This window comes from Clostridium sp. BSD9I1 (assembly GCF_900185645.1).
Taxonomy (GTDB): domain Bacteria; phylum Bacillota; class Clostridia; order Clostridiales; family Clostridiaceae; genus Clostridium_AK.
On record NZ_FYAM01000004.1, the window covers coordinates 1 to 16,043 of the forward strand.

18 protein-coding genes, 1 tRNA gene and 2 rRNA genes are annotated in these 16,043 nt (G+C 31.1%); 18 read left to right on the top strand and 3 right to left on the bottom strand.

Annotation, left to right across the window (positions count from 1 at the left end; genetic code table 11):
• The 4 genes from BSD9I1_RS00500 to BSD9I1_RS00515 form a co-directional block, all read left to right on the top strand.
• Window positions 1–119, top strand: a 23S ribosomal RNA gene (locus BSD9I1_RS00500); the annotation flags it as partial.
• A gap of 50 nt (window positions 120–169) precedes the next feature.
• Window positions 170–286: ribosomal RNA gene (gene rrf / locus BSD9I1_RS00505) — 5S ribosomal RNA — on the top strand.
• Between the two features lie 86 nt (window positions 287–372).
• Entirely contained in the window at window positions 373–1,128 is a 756-nt protein-coding gene (locus tag BSD9I1_RS00510) for an NAD-dependent protein deacylase (RefSeq protein WP_186428671.1), read from the top strand.
• Between the two features lie 77 nt (window positions 1,129–1,205).
• Window positions 1,206–1,280: transfer RNA gene (locus BSD9I1_RS00515), tRNA-Cys, on the top strand.
• A 59-nt stretch (window positions 1,281–1,339) separates the two neighbouring features.
• Here BSD9I1_RS00515 and BSD9I1_RS00520 read toward each other — a convergent pair.
• Entirely contained in the window at window positions 1,340–2,290 is a 951-nt protein-coding gene (locus tag BSD9I1_RS00520; protein WP_186428672.1) for a magnesium transporter CorA family protein, read from the bottom strand.
• A 324-nt stretch (window positions 2,291–2,614) separates the two neighbouring features.
• Between BSD9I1_RS00520 and BSD9I1_RS00525 the strand changes: the two genes are divergently transcribed.
• Window positions 2,615–3,097, top strand: coding sequence for a hypothetical protein (locus BSD9I1_RS00525; protein ID WP_186428673.1), 483 nt, complete (start codon window positions 2,615–2,617; stop codon window positions 3,095–3,097).
• Window positions 3,098–3,103: 6 nt separating this feature from the next.
• Here BSD9I1_RS00525 and BSD9I1_RS00530 read toward each other — a convergent pair whose 3' ends face one another.
• Complete coding sequence (locus BSD9I1_RS00530) at window positions 3,104–4,273, bottom strand: M20 family peptidase (protein WP_186428674.1); 1,170 nt, start codon at window positions 4,271–4,273, stop codon at window positions 3,104–3,106.
• Window positions 4,274–4,424: 151 nt separating this feature from the next.
• Here BSD9I1_RS00530 and BSD9I1_RS00535 point away from each other — a divergent pair, with 151 nt between their 5' ends.
• The 10 genes from BSD9I1_RS00535 to rsmI all read left to right on the top strand — a co-directional run bounded on the left by BSD9I1_RS00535 (window position 4,425) and on the right by rsmI (window position 11,194).
• The gene (locus BSD9I1_RS00535) at window positions 4,425–4,637 is read left to right on the top strand and encodes a sigma factor G inhibitor Gin (RefSeq protein ID WP_186428675.1); all 213 of its coding nucleotides are present in this window, start codon (window positions 4,425–4,427) and stop codon (window positions 4,635–4,637) included.
• On the top strand, window positions 4,616–6,037 hold the full coding sequence (locus BSD9I1_RS00540) for an aminotransferase class I/II-fold pyridoxal phosphate-dependent enzyme (RefSeq protein WP_186428676.1): 1,422 nt from the start codon (window positions 4,616–4,618) through the stop codon (window positions 6,035–6,037). The genes BSD9I1_RS00535 and BSD9I1_RS00540 overlap by 22 nt, the downstream gene beginning before the upstream one ends.
• A 34-nt stretch (window positions 6,038–6,071) precedes the next feature.
• Window positions 6,072–6,749, top strand: coding sequence for a thymidylate kinase (locus BSD9I1_RS00545; RefSeq protein ID WP_186428939.1), 678 nt, complete (start codon window positions 6,072–6,074; stop codon window positions 6,747–6,749).
• Between the two features lie 69 nt (window positions 6,750–6,818).
• Window positions 6,819–7,148 (top strand): cyclic-di-AMP receptor, encoded by a 330-nt coding sequence (locus BSD9I1_RS00550; RefSeq protein ID WP_035304559.1) that lies wholly within the window; start codon window positions 6,819–6,821, stop codon window positions 7,146–7,148.
• Between the two features lie 15 nt (window positions 7,149–7,163).
• On the top strand, window positions 7,164–8,105 hold the full coding sequence (locus BSD9I1_RS00555; RefSeq protein WP_186428677.1) for a DNA polymerase III subunit delta': 942 nt from the start codon (window positions 7,164–7,166) through the stop codon (window positions 8,103–8,105).
• Window positions 8,106–8,111: 6 nt separating this feature from the next.
• Window positions 8,112–9,017 carry a stage 0 sporulation family protein gene (locus tag BSD9I1_RS00560; protein ID WP_186428678.1) on the top strand — a complete coding sequence of 302 codons (906 nt, stop codon included), beginning with the start codon at window positions 8,112–8,114 and terminating at the stop codon, window positions 9,015–9,017.
• Between the two features lie 9 nt (window positions 9,018–9,026).
• Entirely contained in the window at window positions 9,027–9,230 is a 204-nt protein-coding gene (locus tag BSD9I1_RS00565) for a heavy-metal-associated domain-containing protein (protein WP_035304565.1), read from the top strand.
• 82 nt (window positions 9,231–9,312) lie between these two features.
• Window positions 9,313–9,483, top strand: coding sequence for a DUF362 domain-containing protein (locus tag BSD9I1_RS00570; protein ID WP_035304567.1), 171 nt, complete (start codon window positions 9,313–9,315; stop codon window positions 9,481–9,483).
• A 111-nt stretch (window positions 9,484–9,594) separates the two neighbouring features.
• Entirely contained in the window at window positions 9,595–10,356 is a 762-nt protein-coding gene (locus BSD9I1_RS00575; RefSeq protein WP_186428679.1) for a tRNA1(Val) (adenine(37)-N6)-methyltransferase, read from the top strand.
• On the top strand, window positions 10,340–11,194 hold the full coding sequence (gene rsmI / locus BSD9I1_RS00580; protein WP_186428940.1) for a 16S rRNA (cytidine(1402)-2'-O)-methyltransferase: 855 nt from the start codon (window positions 10,340–10,342) through the stop codon (window positions 11,192–11,194). The genes BSD9I1_RS00575 and rsmI overlap by 17 nt, the downstream gene beginning before the upstream one ends.
• A 124-nt stretch (window positions 11,195–11,318) precedes the next feature.
• On the opposite strand, the gene BSD9I1_RS00585 is transcribed toward rsmI, so the two are convergent.
• Window positions 11,319–12,002 (bottom strand): transcriptional regulator, encoded by a 684-nt coding sequence (locus tag BSD9I1_RS00585; protein WP_186428680.1) that lies wholly within the window; start codon window positions 12,000–12,002, stop codon window positions 11,319–11,321.
• Between the two features lie 358 nt (window positions 12,003–12,360).
• Here BSD9I1_RS00585 and BSD9I1_RS00590 point away from each other — a divergent pair, with 358 nt between their 5' ends.
• The 3 genes from BSD9I1_RS00590 (at window position 12,361) to BSD9I1_RS00600 (ending at window position 15,950) form a co-directional block, all read left to right on the top strand.
• Complete coding sequence (locus BSD9I1_RS00590) at window positions 12,361–13,743, top strand: tryptophanase (protein WP_186428681.1); 1,383 nt, start codon at window positions 12,361–12,363, stop codon at window positions 13,741–13,743.
• 418 nt (window positions 13,744–14,161) lie between these two features.
• A complete protein-coding gene (locus BSD9I1_RS00595; protein WP_186428682.1) occupies window positions 14,162–15,520 on the top strand; it encodes a sodium-dependent transporter in 1,359 nt (452 codons plus the stop codon).
• A 46-nt stretch (window positions 15,521–15,566) separates the two neighbouring features.
• Window positions 15,567–15,950 carry a RidA family protein gene (locus tag BSD9I1_RS00600; RefSeq protein WP_186428683.1) on the top strand — a complete coding sequence of 128 codons (384 nt, stop codon included), beginning with the start codon at window positions 15,567–15,569 and terminating at the stop codon, window positions 15,948–15,950.
• The last annotated feature ends 93 nt before the right edge of the window (window positions 15,951–16,043 follow it).

The following is a 16,043-nucleotide window of genomic DNA, read 5'->3' on the forward strand; positions in this document are numbered from 1 at the left end:
AGATTTCCCATAGCGTAAGCTAGTAAGACCCCTTGAAGAACACAAGGTTGATAGGTCAGAGGTGTAAGTGCAGTAATGCATTCAGCTGACTGATACTAATAGGTCGAGGGCTTGATCTAGAATTTTATTACTCTGTGCAATTTTGAAAGAACATAGTTCTTTCTATATATCTGGTGATTATGGCTTGAAGGTAACACCCGTACCCATTCCGAACACGAAGGTTAAGCTTCAAAGCGCCAATGGTACTGCCGGGGAGGCCCGGTGGGAGAGTAGGTCGTTGCCAGGTAGGAAACACATCAGTTAATCTGATGTGTTTTTTAGTTTTTTGTTGTCACTTTAAAGCCGCTGGGTATATAATATTTATACTAATATATGCTGGGAGTGATTTTATTGAATAGCACTGAAAAGTTAAAAGAGATTATTAAAAATAGTTCCAATATAGTATTTTTTGGAGGAGCAGGTGTTTCTACTGAAAGCAATATACCAGATTTTAGGTCTTCACAGGGACTTTATGAGATAAAGAATAACTATAAGTATTCTCCAGAGGTAATGTTAAGCCATAGTTTTTTTAAAAAACATACAGATGAGTTTTTCAAGTTTTATAAGGAAAAGATGATATATAGAAATGCTAAACCTAACAAGGCACATTATAGTTTAGCTAAATTAGAGGAGTTAGGAAAACTAAAGGCTGTTATAACTCAAAATATAGATGGATTACATCAAGAGTCAGGTTCCAAAAATGTTATAGAACTTCATGGGAGTGTACATAGAAATTATTGTACTAAATGCAAAAAAAGTTTTGATTTAGATCATGTAATGAACTCTGACCAAGTAATTCCACATTGTGATGAGTGTGGTTCTATTGTAAAGCCAGATGTAGTTTTATATGAAGAGGCTTTAAATATGGATGTTATAAATAAGGCGATATATCATGTAAGAAATGCAGAAGTACTTATAATAGGGGGAACATCTTTAGTCGTGTATCCAGCAGCCAGCTTAGTTCAATATTTTAATGGAAAGCATCTTATATTAATTAATAAGACAACAACTGATTATGATAATAGAGCATCCTTAGTTATATATGATAGTATAGGTAAGATATTAGGTGAAGTAATAGAAGAGGTGTAATTTATAAATACCATCTAAAAGTTGTTGACAAGTGAGCATTTAGATGGTATCATTTATAAGTAACGTAAATGATATATGGCGCTATGGCCAAGTGGTAAGGCAAAGGTCTGCAAAACCTTTATTCCCCGGTTCAAATCCGGGTGGCGCCTCCATAGAAGAATCCCAATCAATATGATTGGGATTTTTTATTTAAAGATATGTTTTAATATTATTAAAACATATCTTTTTTATTAAGAATAATTATAGCAATTAGTGATATAAAACTCATTATTGCAAATACTGCCCAAAATCCGTAAGCATACTGACCAAATGGAACACCACCTACATTCATACCAAACATACCAGAAATCATATTTGGAATGGACATTACTATAGTTACAGAAGCTAATAACTTCATCACAATATTTAAGTTATTAGAAATTACCGAAGCAAAGAAATCCATGGTTCCTGTAAGTATATTACTATAGATATTAGCCATTTCTATTGCCTGCTTATTTTCTATAATAACATCTTCTAATATGTCTTGATCCTCTGGATATTTTTGCATTATTTCTAACTTTAACATTTTTTCTAAGGTTATTTCATTGGATTTTAATGAAGTTGAAAAATATACTAGAGATTTTTCCAGAGAGAGCAATTGAATTAGTTCTTTATTCTTCATAGATTTATGAAGTCTTTTTTCAACCATTGAGCTTTTTTTATCTATTTGCCTTAGGTAAATTAAATAATAACCTGCAATTTTATATAATATTTGAAGTATAAATCTTGAGCGTTTAAAGGTGAAGAAAGACTTTACTTTACCATCTATAAAATCAAGTAGTATTTTACTATTTTTAAGGCAAATTGTTATAAGCATAGTTTCTGTGTGTATTATAGCTAGTGGATAGGTATCATAGGTTAATGAATTCTCTTCCATTTCAGTAAATGGAATATCTAAGAGAAGTAATATATTTTTATTTTCATCACTATCTATACGAGATGTTTCTTCATCATCCATTGCTGCTCTTAAGAATTCTATGGATATATTAGCCTTTTTAGAAATTAACAATAACTCTTGATCTGATGGAGCAACAATATTTACCCAACATCCTGGTTCTATATTCTCTAATTGATGTAAGGTACACATGTTGTTTTCCTCAGAAGTTTTGTATATTGATATCATGTTATCCCTCCTTATGCTGAAATCTAGTTGTAATTATATTATAACTAAAAGTTAAGTTATGTCTATAACCTAATGTCATAATGAATAAATTTATTCATTTAAGTGTCAATAAGAAACTTTTAATTCATAAAAAATATTAAACTCTATAGATAAGCTTAGCATATTCAAGTTAATATGTACAACTCTATATCATGCTAACATAGTTGTCCTATATGACAATTTAAGAATAATTATAGCGTAATATGGACATGGATTAAACTTTAAATCCCTAGTATAATCTGTATGTTAAATCAATTAAGAGGACAAAGTGTATGGAGGTTTATTATGGGCAATATGCATAAAGAAACAATTTGTAGAAGAAAACTTGCTTCTTTAATTAAATTGTTTACTTTAATCTTAATAGTATTGTTCTTTACTGAAGTAATTGAAGGATTGTATATAGGCAGTATGTTGATTGTGCTTACAGGTGCTTTAGTTACATTAGTTTTAGTGTTAGAAGTAACAAAATGTAGAGTTAGATATACCTATTCATTAATAGCAGATCAATTTATAATTCATAGGATTAAGGGTAATGATGATAAGGTAGTTGAAAATATAAAAGTTAAGGATATCGAATATATAGAAAAGCAAAAAACTATTAATATAACAACTATAAATAATAAGAAGTATATATGTTCCCTATTAAATTTTAATCCTTATTGTTGCGTTTATAGGCAGGGAGATAAATTAAAGAAATTTTACTTTGAGCCTAGTAATAATTTGATTGAAAAGTTAAAGTTTAATAGAAATAAAAGATTAGCCTCATAATGAAGGCTAATCTTTTCGTTTTTCTAAGGAATTATTAAGTACCTCCCTAGATTCTTGAAGTAAGGTTTCCTTTTGTATAATATCTATTGCAGTAAAAGCTAAGGCATGAGATGCTTTTAATGCTATGTTTTTAGCAAAGTCAGATATAGTTGCTAGAGCAAATTCTTTAGATGAATATTTAATACTATTATCTTGTACTATAGATATATAAGGATGTATACATGGAACTGAATGACTAACAGTACCTAAACTAAGACCGGAATAAGTATCCTTGGGCCCTTGAATGTCTATAATACCTGCTTCTTTTAGGTTATGGGAGAATAACCTCGATAATGTGGAATTGGTAATAAGCTCATCATAGGGTATTTCATAAATAGAACACTCAGCATTTATATTCATAATTTCACCCAGACACTTAGAAAGTGAGCGAATTTTATATTCAACAGCTTCAGCGTAGTGCATTTTTGTAGCTCTTATATAAAATTTTGATTCAGCTTCATTAGGAAGCAAGTGAGGATCCTTGCCACCCTGAACTATAACCCCATCAATACTGCAGGCAGGACCGAAACCCTTTGATAATATGTTCAGTGAGTTAAAGGTGAGCATACAAGCATCTAAGGCAGAATAATTACCCTTTCGCCTGTAACTTAATCCATAGTCGCTTTTATAATTTATTTTTAGTGGAATAAGTGCCATAGAAGTGCCGCTTTCAGCTGTAATTATATCTGGATGTGCAACTAGCACCACATCAATATCTTCAAATATACCCTGTTTTGCCATTGTAACTTTAGAACCACCTAAAAACTCACCTGGGCAGCCAAGAACTATTATGCTTCCTCCAAGTTTTGATATTACCTTTGATAGCCCTAGTGCTGCGCCCGTGGATATAGCAGATAACAAATTGTGGCCAGTTATATGACCAAGATCCTTTACTGCATCATATTCGCATATAAAACAAATTTTTGGATGACCGCTTCCAATCTCAGCTGAAAAAGCAGTAGGCATGCCTATAATATTTTTTTTAACCTTAAACCCAAATCTCTCATAAATATTGCATAGGTACTCACAAGAGCTATATTCTTTAAAACTTTCTTCAGGATTGTTATATAAATAGGAACTAATTTCAAATAGATCTTCTTTTATGGATTCTAAGTAACCAATAATTTCTTGTTTCATAATATATTACACCATCCTTTAAAATTCAATATATATTATTTCCTAAAAATTTATATATATTTATGTGGACAAAATAAATTTGGACAATGTAGTGAATAAAATATATTATGAGAGGCAATAATTAAGGCAAGAAATCTTAAGGGGGATATTTATGAAAAAATTACATTGTATAATATGCGGAAAGCCTCTAGGTAATGGTATAATGATAAATGGAAATGGTGTTTGTTTAGATTGTGAGAAAAGAATAATTAGTACTGATATGAATACAGATTTTTATAGATACTATAAGAACTGTATAAGAAAATATATGATATACCCTATGATAAGAGGAGAGGATAATAATTGTCAAAATTACCACTTGTAGAAGGGGTTTTAAGTTATGTAAAGGAAAATAATGCTTCATTTTGTATGCCTGGACATAAAAATGGCCGGGGTTTTTTAGCCACTGATATAGGAAATGAAATGGCAAGCTTAATTATAAATTGTGATATTACCGAAGTAGACGGTTTAGATAATCTTCACAATGCTGAAGGAATTATAAAGGAGGCAGAAGACCTCCTATCACAATTATATAATAGCAAAAGATCCCACTTTTTAGTTAATGGAAGTACTAGCGGAAATTTAATAATGATATTTTCCGCACTCCAAGAAGGCGATAAAGTAATAGTAGATAGAAATTGTCATAAATCTGTTTATAATGGAATTATTTTAAGAAAGCTAAATCCAATATATGTAGGAAGTAAACTTCATAAGGAATTTAATTTGCCAGTATGTATGGATATGGAAGAATTAAAAGGAGCTATAGAACAAAATACAGATGCTAAAGCTATAATTCTAACATATCCAAATTATTATGGTATAGCTTGTGATTTGAAATCAATAACCCTTATGGCAAAAGAAAATAATATGTATTTATTAGTAGATTCAGCTCATGGAGCACATTATGGTATTCATGAAAAATTACCAACTAATGCAGTACATTTAGGAGCTGATATGGTAGTTATGAGTTGTCATAAAACGTTGCCGAGTTTTACTCAAACTTCATATTTACATATAAATAATAGTAAGCTGATAGATAAGGCTCAGTTCTATTTTACTATATTTAATAGTACAAGCCCTTCTTATATGCTTATGGCATCTATGGATTATGCGAGATATTATATGCAAAGTTATGGAAAGGAAGCATATAGTAACTTGATTAATTTATCTAATAAGTATAAAGAAAAGCTAAAAAGGTTAAATTATCTGCGTATATTAGAGGATAAGGATTTAGGTATATATGAGTGCAATTTAGATACAACTCGTTATGTTATAAACTTTAAAAACAATGTAAGTGGAAATTTAGTTTTAAATTATTTAAGAAAAAATCGTATACAGGCGGAAATGAGTGACTTATATAATATAGTCCTTATATTTTCACCATTTAATACTGAAGAAGAGTTTCAACATCTTTATGAAGTACTTTCGACGATGCCATATAAAGAATTTCTTATGAAAGATGTGCCATTGCTATCATATGAGATTCCAAAGGCATATATGGCACCATACGAGAGCTTAGATAAAGATAAAAAACTGATAAAAATAGAAAATTCAGAAGGACATATATGCGGGGAAAGCATCATACCATATCCCCCAGGAGTACCGATTCTAATGGCAGGGGAGTTAATAGATAAAGAAGCCATAAATGTGTTAAAATATTATATAGAAAATGATATAGAAGTAATTGGAGTACAAAATGGATATATAAAAATTTTGCATATGTAAATTTAATTTGGAGGAATATATGTTAAAAAGTGAGATGTATAAGGGAAAACTAGTAGTGCTTGAGGCAGGAGACGGTAGCGGTAAAGCTACGCAAACCAATAAATTATATGAAAGATTGCTTAAAGAAGGATATAAGGTATTAAAAATAGAATACCCTAATTATAAAAGTAATTCATCAGCACTTATAAAGATGTATTTAAATGGAGAGTTTGGTCAAAATCCAGAAGATATAAATGCCTATGCAGCATCTACTTTTTATGCAGTAGATAGATATGCGTCATTTAAAAAGGAATGGGAACAGTTTTATAAAGAGGGAGGCATAGTACTCGCAGATAGATATACTACCTCTAATATGGTACACCAAGCATCTAAAATAAATGATATAAGTGAAAAGGAAAAGTTTTTAGATTGGCTATGGGAGTTAGAGTTTAAATTAATGGGGCTACCAGTGCCAGATAAAGTATTGTTCTTAGATATGCCGCCTGAATATAGCTTTAAGCTTATGATGGAGAGAAAAAATAAGTTTACAGGGAACAAAGAAAAGGATATACATGAAAGAAATAATAGTTATCTTATACAATCTTATAATAATGCCTGTTATATTGCAGACAAGTATAATTGGGATAAAATTAAATGTGTAGAAAACGAAAGTATAAAGACCATAGATGAAATTCATGAAAGTATATATAAATCATTAACAGAAATAATTTAATATTTCTATAATAATGTTAAAAGGGTATAATAAAGTATATATAATTTTATTATGAGGGGGTTGGTATATATGAAACTTGTAATTGCAGTAGTACAAGATGATGATGCAATAGATCTAGTAGATGTATTAACTGAAGCTAATTATAGGGTAACAAAGCTTGCAACAACAGGAGGCTTTCTAAAGTCAGGAAATACTACTTTAATGATAGGTGTGGAAAAGGAAAGAGTTGATGAGGTAATAAAAATTATAGAGGAAGTTTGTAAGACAAGAAAGCAGATTGTGACTTCTCCATCACCTGTGGCAGGCTCTACAGGTGTATATGTACCTTATCCTATAGAAGTTCAAGTAGGTGGAGCTACAGTATTTGTTATAGATGTAGATAGATTTGAAAAGATCTAATGGAGGAATATATATTTGTTATTTAAGGATATTATAGGACATGAAGCTATAAAGAAACAGATAATGCACTCTATAGATAATGGACGTTTTTCACATGCATCCATTATTACTGGAGAGGATGGATTAGGAAAAAGTTTAATTGCCAGAGATATAGCATATGAATTATTGAATAAGGATAGAAATAGACAATGTGTAGATATTATAGAGGCAAGAATTAGTGGAAACAAAAAATCCATGGGAGTAGATGAAATAGAAAAGTTAATAGAAGAAATTAACTCAAAGCCTTATGAAGGCAATAAAAAAGTAATAATTATATATGAAGCTGATAAGATGACCAATCAAGCTCAAAATGCTTTTTTAAAGACAATAGAAGAGCCACCAAGTGGAGTATATATTATGCTATTGTGTGAGCATTTAGATTCATTGCTTGATACAATACGTTCTAGATGTCAAGCCTATAAGTTACATCACTTAACATGTGAAGAAATGGAAAGGTTTATAATAGGTAGGTATTCAAACTTAAATAAAGAAGAAGTGCATTCTATGATGGCATTTAGTGACTGCATTCCAGGAAGAGCAGAAAAGTACATTGAAGATAAGTCTTTAAAGGAAATAAGAAGTTTAGCCTTAGATATACTATTAAATATAAAAGGTAAGGATTTTGATATATGGCATTATGAAGATATACTTGTAAAGTATAAAGGTCAGTGGAATGAAGCGCTTACGTGGTTTTTTTCCTTTATAAGAGACTCTTTGATATATAAAGAAATAAATAATATAGATATGATTATTAATGTAGATAAGATAGAGGACATAAAGAAGTTATCTGAAATGTTTTCTTTTAATGAGTTAAATGATATTATAGATATAATAAAATCTACAAGGGTTAAACTTGAGAAAAATGTAAATGTAGGATTAGTATTTGAATCAATGCTACTTGATATACAGGAGGTATAATCATATATGGTAAAGGTTGTAGGAATACGTTTTAAAAAGGCTGGAAAAATATATTATTTTTCCCCTGGAGAACTTAAGATAAATCAAGGAGAAAATGTAATAGTAGAGACTGCAAGAGGAGTAGAATTCGGGGAGTGTGTTATAGGAGAAAAGAGAATTAGTGAGGATGAGATAGTAAGCCCACTAAAGAATGTTATAAGAAAAGCTACAGAAGAAGATGAATTAAGACACTCAGAAAATAAGACTAAGGCTTCGGAAGCATTTAAAATATGTGCAGAAAAGATACAAGGGCATAATCTTCAAATGAAACTTATAGATGTAGAATATACTTTTGATAATAATAAGGTGATATTTTACTTTACTGCAGATGGAAGAGTGGATTTTAGAGAGTTAGTAAAGGACTTGGCGTCTATATTTAGGACTAGAATAGAACTAAGGCAAATAGGAGTAAGAGATGAAGCAAAGATGATAGGTGGACTAGGACCTTGTGGTAGAACTATGTGTTGTTCATCATATTTGGGTGATTTTGTTCCAGTATCTATAAAGATGGCTAAGGAGCAAAATTTATCATTAAATCCTACTAAGATATCTGGAATATGTGGAAGACTTATGTGTTGCCTGAATTTTGAACAGGAAACTTATGAGGGAATTAGAAAAAGGCTGCCTAAAATAGGATCAGTAATTAATAGTGAATATGGCCAAGGAGAGGTTATTGGGAATAATACAGTTAAAGAAAGTGTAAGAGTGAAGATAAAGCCTCAAAATGGAGAAGAATTTATAAAGGACATTTCAATAGATGAAATTACTTTAATATCAGGTGCCTATGAAGGAACTGTAAGTGAAGAAGACATAAAAATAGAAGTAGAAGAAGAGGATAAGGATATACTTAAGGAATTATTCAAGGAAAACTAGGAGGCAATTATGAAAGCTGCTTTAAAGATATGTAATATGAAAACCATGGTAGACGTGAACAAGATTAGAAATGGTATTTCTAATAATGAGGGAGTCATAGCTTGTCAAATAAATCTAGAAAATAAGGAAGTTAATGTAGTCTACGATGAGTATTTTTTATCTTTAGACAATATACTGGAATCAGTAGAAGATTTAGGGTATACTATTTTGTAAAAATCTCTTTAAAAATTTTAAGGAACGTGGTAAAATAGAATTCGGATATACTTGTCCAAATTATTAAGGAGGTGTTTACATAATGGCATACGTAATTAATGATACTTGTATAAGTTGTGGAGCATGCGCACCAGAATGTCCAGTTAACTCAATAAGCCAAGGAGATTCAATATTCGTTGTAGATGCTAACACTTGCATCGACTGCGGAAACTGTGCTAATGTTTGTCCAGTAGGAGCTCCAGTAGCAGAATAATAAAAAAGACCACTTTGAAGTGGTCTTTTTTTTATTTATAATATATTTGACATTTCAACCTTCTTAATAAATAATTATCTAGAGAAACTTTTCTATGGAGAGGAATTTAGGATGAAAAATTATAATTTAATAAAAGATGATGAAACATTAGATGATCTTAATTTAAAGGGTATATATGTGATACAAAAAAAACATGGATTTAGATTTGGAGTAGATGCGGTACTTTTAGCTAATTTTGCAAAGATAAAAAGAAATGATAAAGTAATTGATTTTTGTAGTGGAACAGGAATAATTCCATTTGTAATAACAGGAAAAAATCAATTAAAGTCTATTAAAGGTATAGAGATACAGGAAGAAATGGTAGATATGGCCTTAAGAAGTGTTGAGTATAATAACTTACAAGATAAGGTATCTTTTTTATGTGGAGATTTAAAGGATGAAGCAATGCTAAGTGGCTTAGAAAAGGTAGATGTAGTTACAGTAAATCCTCCATACAAAATTTTAAATACTGGTATTATAAACTTAAGTAATAAAGATGCTATTGCTAGGCATGAAATATGTTGCACATTAGAAGATGTTATTAAGGCTTCAAAGGCAGTACTTAAACACAGAGGAAGATTATATATGGTACATAGGCCAGAGAGAATAGCTGACATACTTTGTATTATGAGAAAATATAAAATAGAGCCTAAATCTATCAGGATGGTTCAACCATCAGTAAACAAAGCTGCAAATATTGTTCTTATTGAAGGGCAAAATAATGGAGGAAGGTTTCTAAAGTGGGAAAATACCCTTTATGTTTATGATGAAAAGGGTGATTATACAGAGGAAATCAATGAAATATATGGAAGAGAGAATGATAGAAATGAGTAAAGGTAAATTATTTATAGTTCCTACGCCTATAGGAAATTTAAAGGATATAACTTTAAGAGCCCTAGAAGCCTTAAAAGAAGCGGATATAATAGCTGCAGAGGATACAAGACAAACCTTAAAATTATTAAATCATTATAATATAAAAAAGTCACTTATAAGCTATCATATGCATAATGAAGAAGATAGAAGCGGTAGTATTATAGAACGCTTAAATGAAGGAAATACCATAGCGTTAGTAAGTGATGCAGGTACTCCAGGAATTTCAGATCCTGGAAGCGTAATAATTGGGAAGTGTATAGAAAAAGAAATACCTTTTGAGGTACTTCCAGGGGCTACAGCTATTACAACAGCATTAGTTTCATCAGGTATGGATACTACAAAGTTCTTATTTACAGGTTTTTTGCCAAGGGAAAACAAGGATAGAAAGGTTATAATTGAGGATTTAAAAGGTAGAACTGAAACACTTATATTTTATGAAGCTCCACATAGGCTTTTAAACACTTTAACATTTCTAAGAGAAAGCTTAGGTAACAGAAAAATTGCTTTATGTAGGGAGCTTACAAAACTACATGAAGAAGTATTAAGACTAACATTAGAGGAAGCTATATGTCACTATGAAAAAATATCTCCGCGAGGGGAATATGTATTAGTGCTACAAGGAAAGACCGTAGAAGAAATAGATAGAGAAGAAAAAGCTTTATGGGAAAATATGAGTGTAGAAGAACATATAAAAAGTTATGTAGATCAGGGGCATATAAAAAAGGAAGCAATAAAAATGGTAGCTAGGGATAGAAAAATGCCAAAATCAGAAGTATATAAATATTCTTTGGATGTTTAGTATACTAAATAAATATATTACGGGAAATTAGTAGGTAGATTAAGGTTAATATAAAAAGATCCAGCTCTTTAGGAGCTGGATTTTTATGGTTAGAGTTATAGATAATGATAGGATAACTATAATTTTAATTTTTATCTTTATTAAGAATGTTTAAATAGCGATAAATACTCGGCTCTGAACAGTGGAGTTGTTTAGCAACTTCGCTAACGGCTCCTTTTAGCATAAATATTCCCTTTTGATTTAATACATCTACTATATTAAGTCGTTCATCTTGAGTAAGACGATTAACAGGAATGTTTTTGTCAGATAAAACTTCATTTAAAACAGTTTCTGTGACCTCTGCAATGGACTCAGAGAAATTTTCAGGAACATCGCTTAAAACTGAATTAACTGAATCATAAGACTTGTTTTGTAGGATTAATTCATTAGGGTGACATAGTTTTAAAATTTCTTCACTGATGGCCACATATTTACTATCATCGAAATTAATGCATAGCATTGCAACAACCTCTCCAGTATCGTCTTTAATAAACATAGTGGATGAACGCAAAACTCTATTGGTCTTTGAAGCACCATTATAATTAATAACATAATCACTATTTTTGTAACTTCCCATTGCCATAATCTTTAACCCAAGGTTTGTTAAAGGGGCACCTATATTTCGTCCACTAACATGTCCATTTGCAATGGCTATAATAGAATATTTCTCGTCTGTTAAATCATGAAGCACAATTTCATAATCGGGACCTAAGACTTTCCCTAAAAACTCAACAAGTTTAATATATTGATCTAAGGTAGCTTTATTCATTTTATCCACCTACTTTATTACTTTATATATTATATTATACAATATCATGAACAGTAATATATTTCAAGAGGATAAATGAAAAAATTATTATGATAATAAAATATTATCTGTAAGATAAAATGAATTCATTAAGAAATCGTATACAAAACAATAATTCAGAACAAAATATTAAAAAAATGGTTTTTACTAGAAAAAAATGATAAAAAATAGATTATAGTATTGACTGAAAATTATAATGGTGATACAATTCTATTAACGGATAAATAATTTGAAAATTTAAATTATATAAATTATTTATTACATATTAATTTATCTATAATTAAGATAAATTAAAATTAGATGATGGGGGTTTGTTAATATGGCTATTAAATATGTACCAGAACCATTTAGAATTAAGATGGTAGAAACAATTAAAATGCTTACTCGTGAAGAAAGAGAAGAAAAAATTGCTGAGGCCAAGTATAACTTGTTTAATCTTAGAGGTGAAGACGTATATATCGATTTATTAACAGACAGTGGAACAAATGCAATGAGTCAAGAGCAATGGGCTGGAGTAATGAGAGGTGACGAAGCATATGCAGGAGCTTCTAGTTACTTTAAATTAGTTGAAGCAGCGCAAGATATTTTTGGATATAAGTACATTCAGCCTGTACATCAAGGCCGTGCAGCAGAAAAGGTTCTTTTTGGATTAATGATGGGTAAAGGAGAATATTCTATATCTAATATGCATTTTGATACAACAAGAGCACATGTTGAACTTGCAGGTGCAAGAGCAATTGATTGTGTTGTTCCAGAAGCTGCAGATCCATCACTTAGAGTGCCATTTAAAGGAAATATGGATGTTGTAAAGCTTGAAGAATTAATAAAGGAATATGGAGCAGAGAAAGTTAGACTTGTTATTATGACAATTACAAATAACTCAGCAGGGGGACAACCTGTATCTGTTCAAAATATAAGAGAAACATCTGAAATTTGTAAGAAATATAATATAAAGTTCTGTATAGATGCGGCACGTTATGCAGAAAATGCTTATTTTATAAAGCAACGTGAACCTGGATATGAAAATAAATCTATAAAAGAAATAATCAAAGAAGTATTTAGCTATGCAGATATGTTTACAATGAGTGCTAAGAAAGATACTATTGTAAACATGGGTGGTTTAATTGGAATTAAAGAAGATGAACAATTATATCAATTATGCAAAGGTCGTACAATTTCATTTGAAGGATTTATTACTTATGGAGGACTTTCAGGCCGTGACCTTGAAGCATTAGCAATTGGTCTCTATGAGGGATTAGACGAAAATTATTTAAGATATAGAATAGGACAGATGGAATACCTTGCAGGACGCTTAGATGAAGCAGGTATAGCGTATCAATCCCCAGTAGGAGGACATGGAGTATTTGTAGACGCAAAAGCTATGTTCCCACATATTTCATATAATGAGTTCCCAGGACAAGCTTTAGCAATAGAGCTTTATAAAGAAGCAGGAATTCGTACATGTGATATTGGATCTTATATGTTAGGTAATGACCCTGATACAGGAAAACAACTTCATGCAGAATTTGAGTTTACAAGACTTGCAATTCCACGTCGTGTATATACTCAAGCTCATATTGATATTATGGCAGATGCTCTTATTGCAATTAAGGAAAGAGCAAATACTGTAAGTGGTTACAGAATTACATGGGAACCACCAATTCTTCGTCACTTCCAAGCAAGTCTTGAGCCAGTAAAATAACAAGATATACCCGTAAAATAGCAAGATATATATTTTACGGGAAATATTTAAATTATAGCTAGATGTTTTTGCATATTTTTCACTTTTCTATATCACTACTTTCGTTGCCGTTAGCAATGAGAAGATTGATAACAAAAAAATATCAGATTCATTGTGTAGAAAGTGGAAAAGAGATAAGAGGTACAATCGGTATCCAACATGAAAAACTAAGTTTTCATGCTAAACTCTTTTTCGCTTTCTATATTTATGTAATTCAATAATTTAAAAACCCCAACTAATACCTATCTAAAAAACCTTTCGTAAATGACGTCAAAAGCTATTGTCTCACAATTATATATTGCATGAAAAAAGTTAATGATAATGTTAAATTAACAGGATTCCTGTTAGGTGTTATAATTATATTATGAGGAGTGAGGTTATGGGAAATAACAATCAAGAAAACCTTTCCACCCAATTGAATAATGAGATTAATCGTGATACCTTTGATTCGAAAGTTGGTTTTATTTTAGCATGTATTGGATCAGCAGTAGGTATGGGTAATATTTGGATGTTTCCTTATCGTGTAGGACAGCTTGGAGGAGCAGCATTTCTAATACCATATTTTATATTTGTTATAGTTATTGGATTTACAGGAGTTATTGGCGAGATGTCCTTTGGGCGTGCAATGGGAACGGGGCCGCTAGGAGCCTTCCAAAAGGCATTGGAGAGAAGAGGAAAGAAACATGGAGATCTTATTGGACTTATTCCAGTAATAGGGTCACTAGGGATTGCTATAGGTTATTCAGTAGTTGTAGGTTGGATACTTAGATTTGCTGTAGGATCAATTACAGGTTCTTTAGTAAAGGCACAGGATAGCGGAGCATATTTTGGAGCTATAGCTGGCAATATGGGAAGTCTTAGCTGGCATATGATAGGACTAGCTTTAACATTTATTATTATGCTTGCAGGGGTTTCTAATGGAATAGAAAAGGTTAACAAAGTGATGATGCCTGCATTCTTTGTATTATTTTTAATACTTGCTATTCGTGTTGCAACACTACCAGGAGCTATGGAAGGGTATAAGTATCTATTTATTCCAAGATGGGAGTTCCTTGGAAATCCTAAAACTTGGGTATATGCACTAGGGCAAGCATTTTTTTCTCTTTCATTAGCAGGTTCAGGAACTGTAGTATATGGAAGTTATCTAAAGAAAAGCGAGAATGTTGTGGAAAGTGCAAAGTATGTAGCTGTCTTTGATACAATGGCAGCAATGTTGGCAGCGCTTGTAATCATACCATCAGTGTTTGCATTTAAAATGGATCCAGCAGCAGGGCCTCCGCTTATGTTTATTACAATGCCAAGTGTATTTAAACAAATGCCAATGGGACAATTATTTTCAATTATATTTTTTATAGCTGTTTTGTTTGCTGGAATCACATCTTTAATGAACTTATTTGAAACTCCAATAGAGGCATTACAAGCTAAGTTTAACCTTTCTAGAAAGGTTTCAGTTGCTGCTATTGCATTAGTTGGAGCAGCTGCTGGAATAGTGCTTGAAGATGGAAATAAACTTAGTGTTTGGATGGATGTAATATCAATTTACGTTATTCCTTTAGGAGCGCTTCTTGCTGGAATTATGTTTTTCTGGGTTTGTGGGCCAAAATTTGCAAGAGAACAGGTACAATTAGGTTGTAAAAAGGAATTAGGCTCTTGGTTTGAGCCAATGACTAGATATGTATTTTGTGGACTTACTATAATAGTTTATATATTTGGCATATTCTATGGTGGAATTGGCTAAAATTTAGTATATCATTAATATGAATAGTTTAAAGGAGGAAGAAGAAATGAAAAAGATTATTTCAACAGATTTAGCACCTAAGGCTATAGGCCCATATTCACAGGGAATAATGGTTGGAGACCTAGTATTTCTATCAGGTCAAATACCAGTAAATCCAAATACAGGAGAAATAGTCACAGGTGAAGATGCAATTGTTGCTCAAACTCATCAATCTATGACAAATGTAAAGAGCATATTAGAATCTCAAGGATTAAATTTCAATAATGTTATAAAAAGTACAGTGTTTATAACAAATATGGATGATTTTCCAAAAGTAAATGAAGTATATGCACAATATTTTGAAGAAGCTTATCCAGCACGTTCCTGTGTACAAGTGGCTAAATTGCCCAAAGGTGCATTAGTAGAAATTGAAGTAATTGCACACAAATAATAAACTAAGTATATTTATCATGGTATGAGTAGTATATAAATTTTTTATTAAAAAACTAGGGATGCCTTTACCTAAAGGCATCCCTAGTTTTTT

Excerpts from the sequence above, each read along its gene's own strand:
- BSD9I1_RS00600 (WP_186428683.1), top strand. The coding sequence starts at position 15,567 with ATGAAAAAGATTATTTCAACAGATTTAGCACCTAAGGCTATAGGCCCA.
- BSD9I1_RS00570 (WP_035304567.1), top strand. The coding sequence starts at position 9,313 with ATGGCATACGTAATTAATGATACTTGTATAAGTTGTGGAGCATGCGCA.
- BSD9I1_RS00575 (WP_186428679.1), top strand. The coding sequence starts at position 9,595 with ATGAAAAATTATAATTTAATAAAAGATGATGAAACATTAGATGATCTT.
- BSD9I1_RS00560 (WP_186428678.1), top strand. The coding sequence starts at position 8,112 with ATGGTAAAGGTTGTAGGAATACGTTTTAAAAAGGCTGGAAAAATATAT.
- BSD9I1_RS00510 (WP_186428671.1), top strand. The coding sequence starts at position 373 with ATGCTGGGAGTGATTTTATTGAATAGCACTGAAAAGTTAAAAGAGATT.
- BSD9I1_RS00530 (WP_186428674.1), bottom strand. The coding sequence starts at position 4,273 with ATGAAACAAGAAATTATTGGTTACTTAGAATCCATAAAAGAAGATCTA.
- BSD9I1_RS00525 (WP_186428673.1), top strand. The coding sequence starts at position 2,615 with ATGGGCAATATGCATAAAGAAACAATTTGTAGAAGAAAACTTGCTTCT.
- BSD9I1_RS00520 (WP_186428672.1), bottom strand. The coding sequence starts at position 2,290 with ATGATATCAATATACAAAACTTCTGAGGAAAACAACATGTGTACCTTA.
- rsmI (WP_186428940.1), top strand. The coding sequence starts at position 10,340 with ATGATAGAAATGAGTAAAGGTAAATTATTTATAGTTCCTACGCCTATA.
- BSD9I1_RS00565 (WP_035304565.1), top strand. The coding sequence starts at position 9,027 with ATGAAAGCTGCTTTAAAGATATGTAATATGAAAACCATGGTAGACGTG.
- BSD9I1_RS00590 (WP_186428681.1), top strand. The coding sequence starts at position 12,361 with ATGGCTATTAAATATGTACCAGAACCATTTAGAATTAAGATGGTAGAA.
- BSD9I1_RS00585 (WP_186428680.1), bottom strand. The coding sequence starts at position 12,002 with ATGAATAAAGCTACCTTAGATCAATATATTAAACTTGTTGAGTTTTTA.
- BSD9I1_RS00595 (WP_186428682.1), top strand. The coding sequence starts at position 14,162 with ATGGGAAATAACAATCAAGAAAACCTTTCCACCCAATTGAATAATGAG.
- BSD9I1_RS00535 (WP_186428675.1), top strand. The coding sequence starts at position 4,425 with ATGAAAAAATTACATTGTATAATATGCGGAAAGCCTCTAGGTAATGGT.
- BSD9I1_RS00550 (WP_035304559.1), top strand. The coding sequence starts at position 6,819 with ATGAAACTTGTAATTGCAGTAGTACAAGATGATGATGCAATAGATCTA.
- BSD9I1_RS00545 (WP_186428939.1), top strand. The coding sequence starts at position 6,072 with ATGTATAAGGGAAAACTAGTAGTGCTTGAGGCAGGAGACGGTAGCGGT.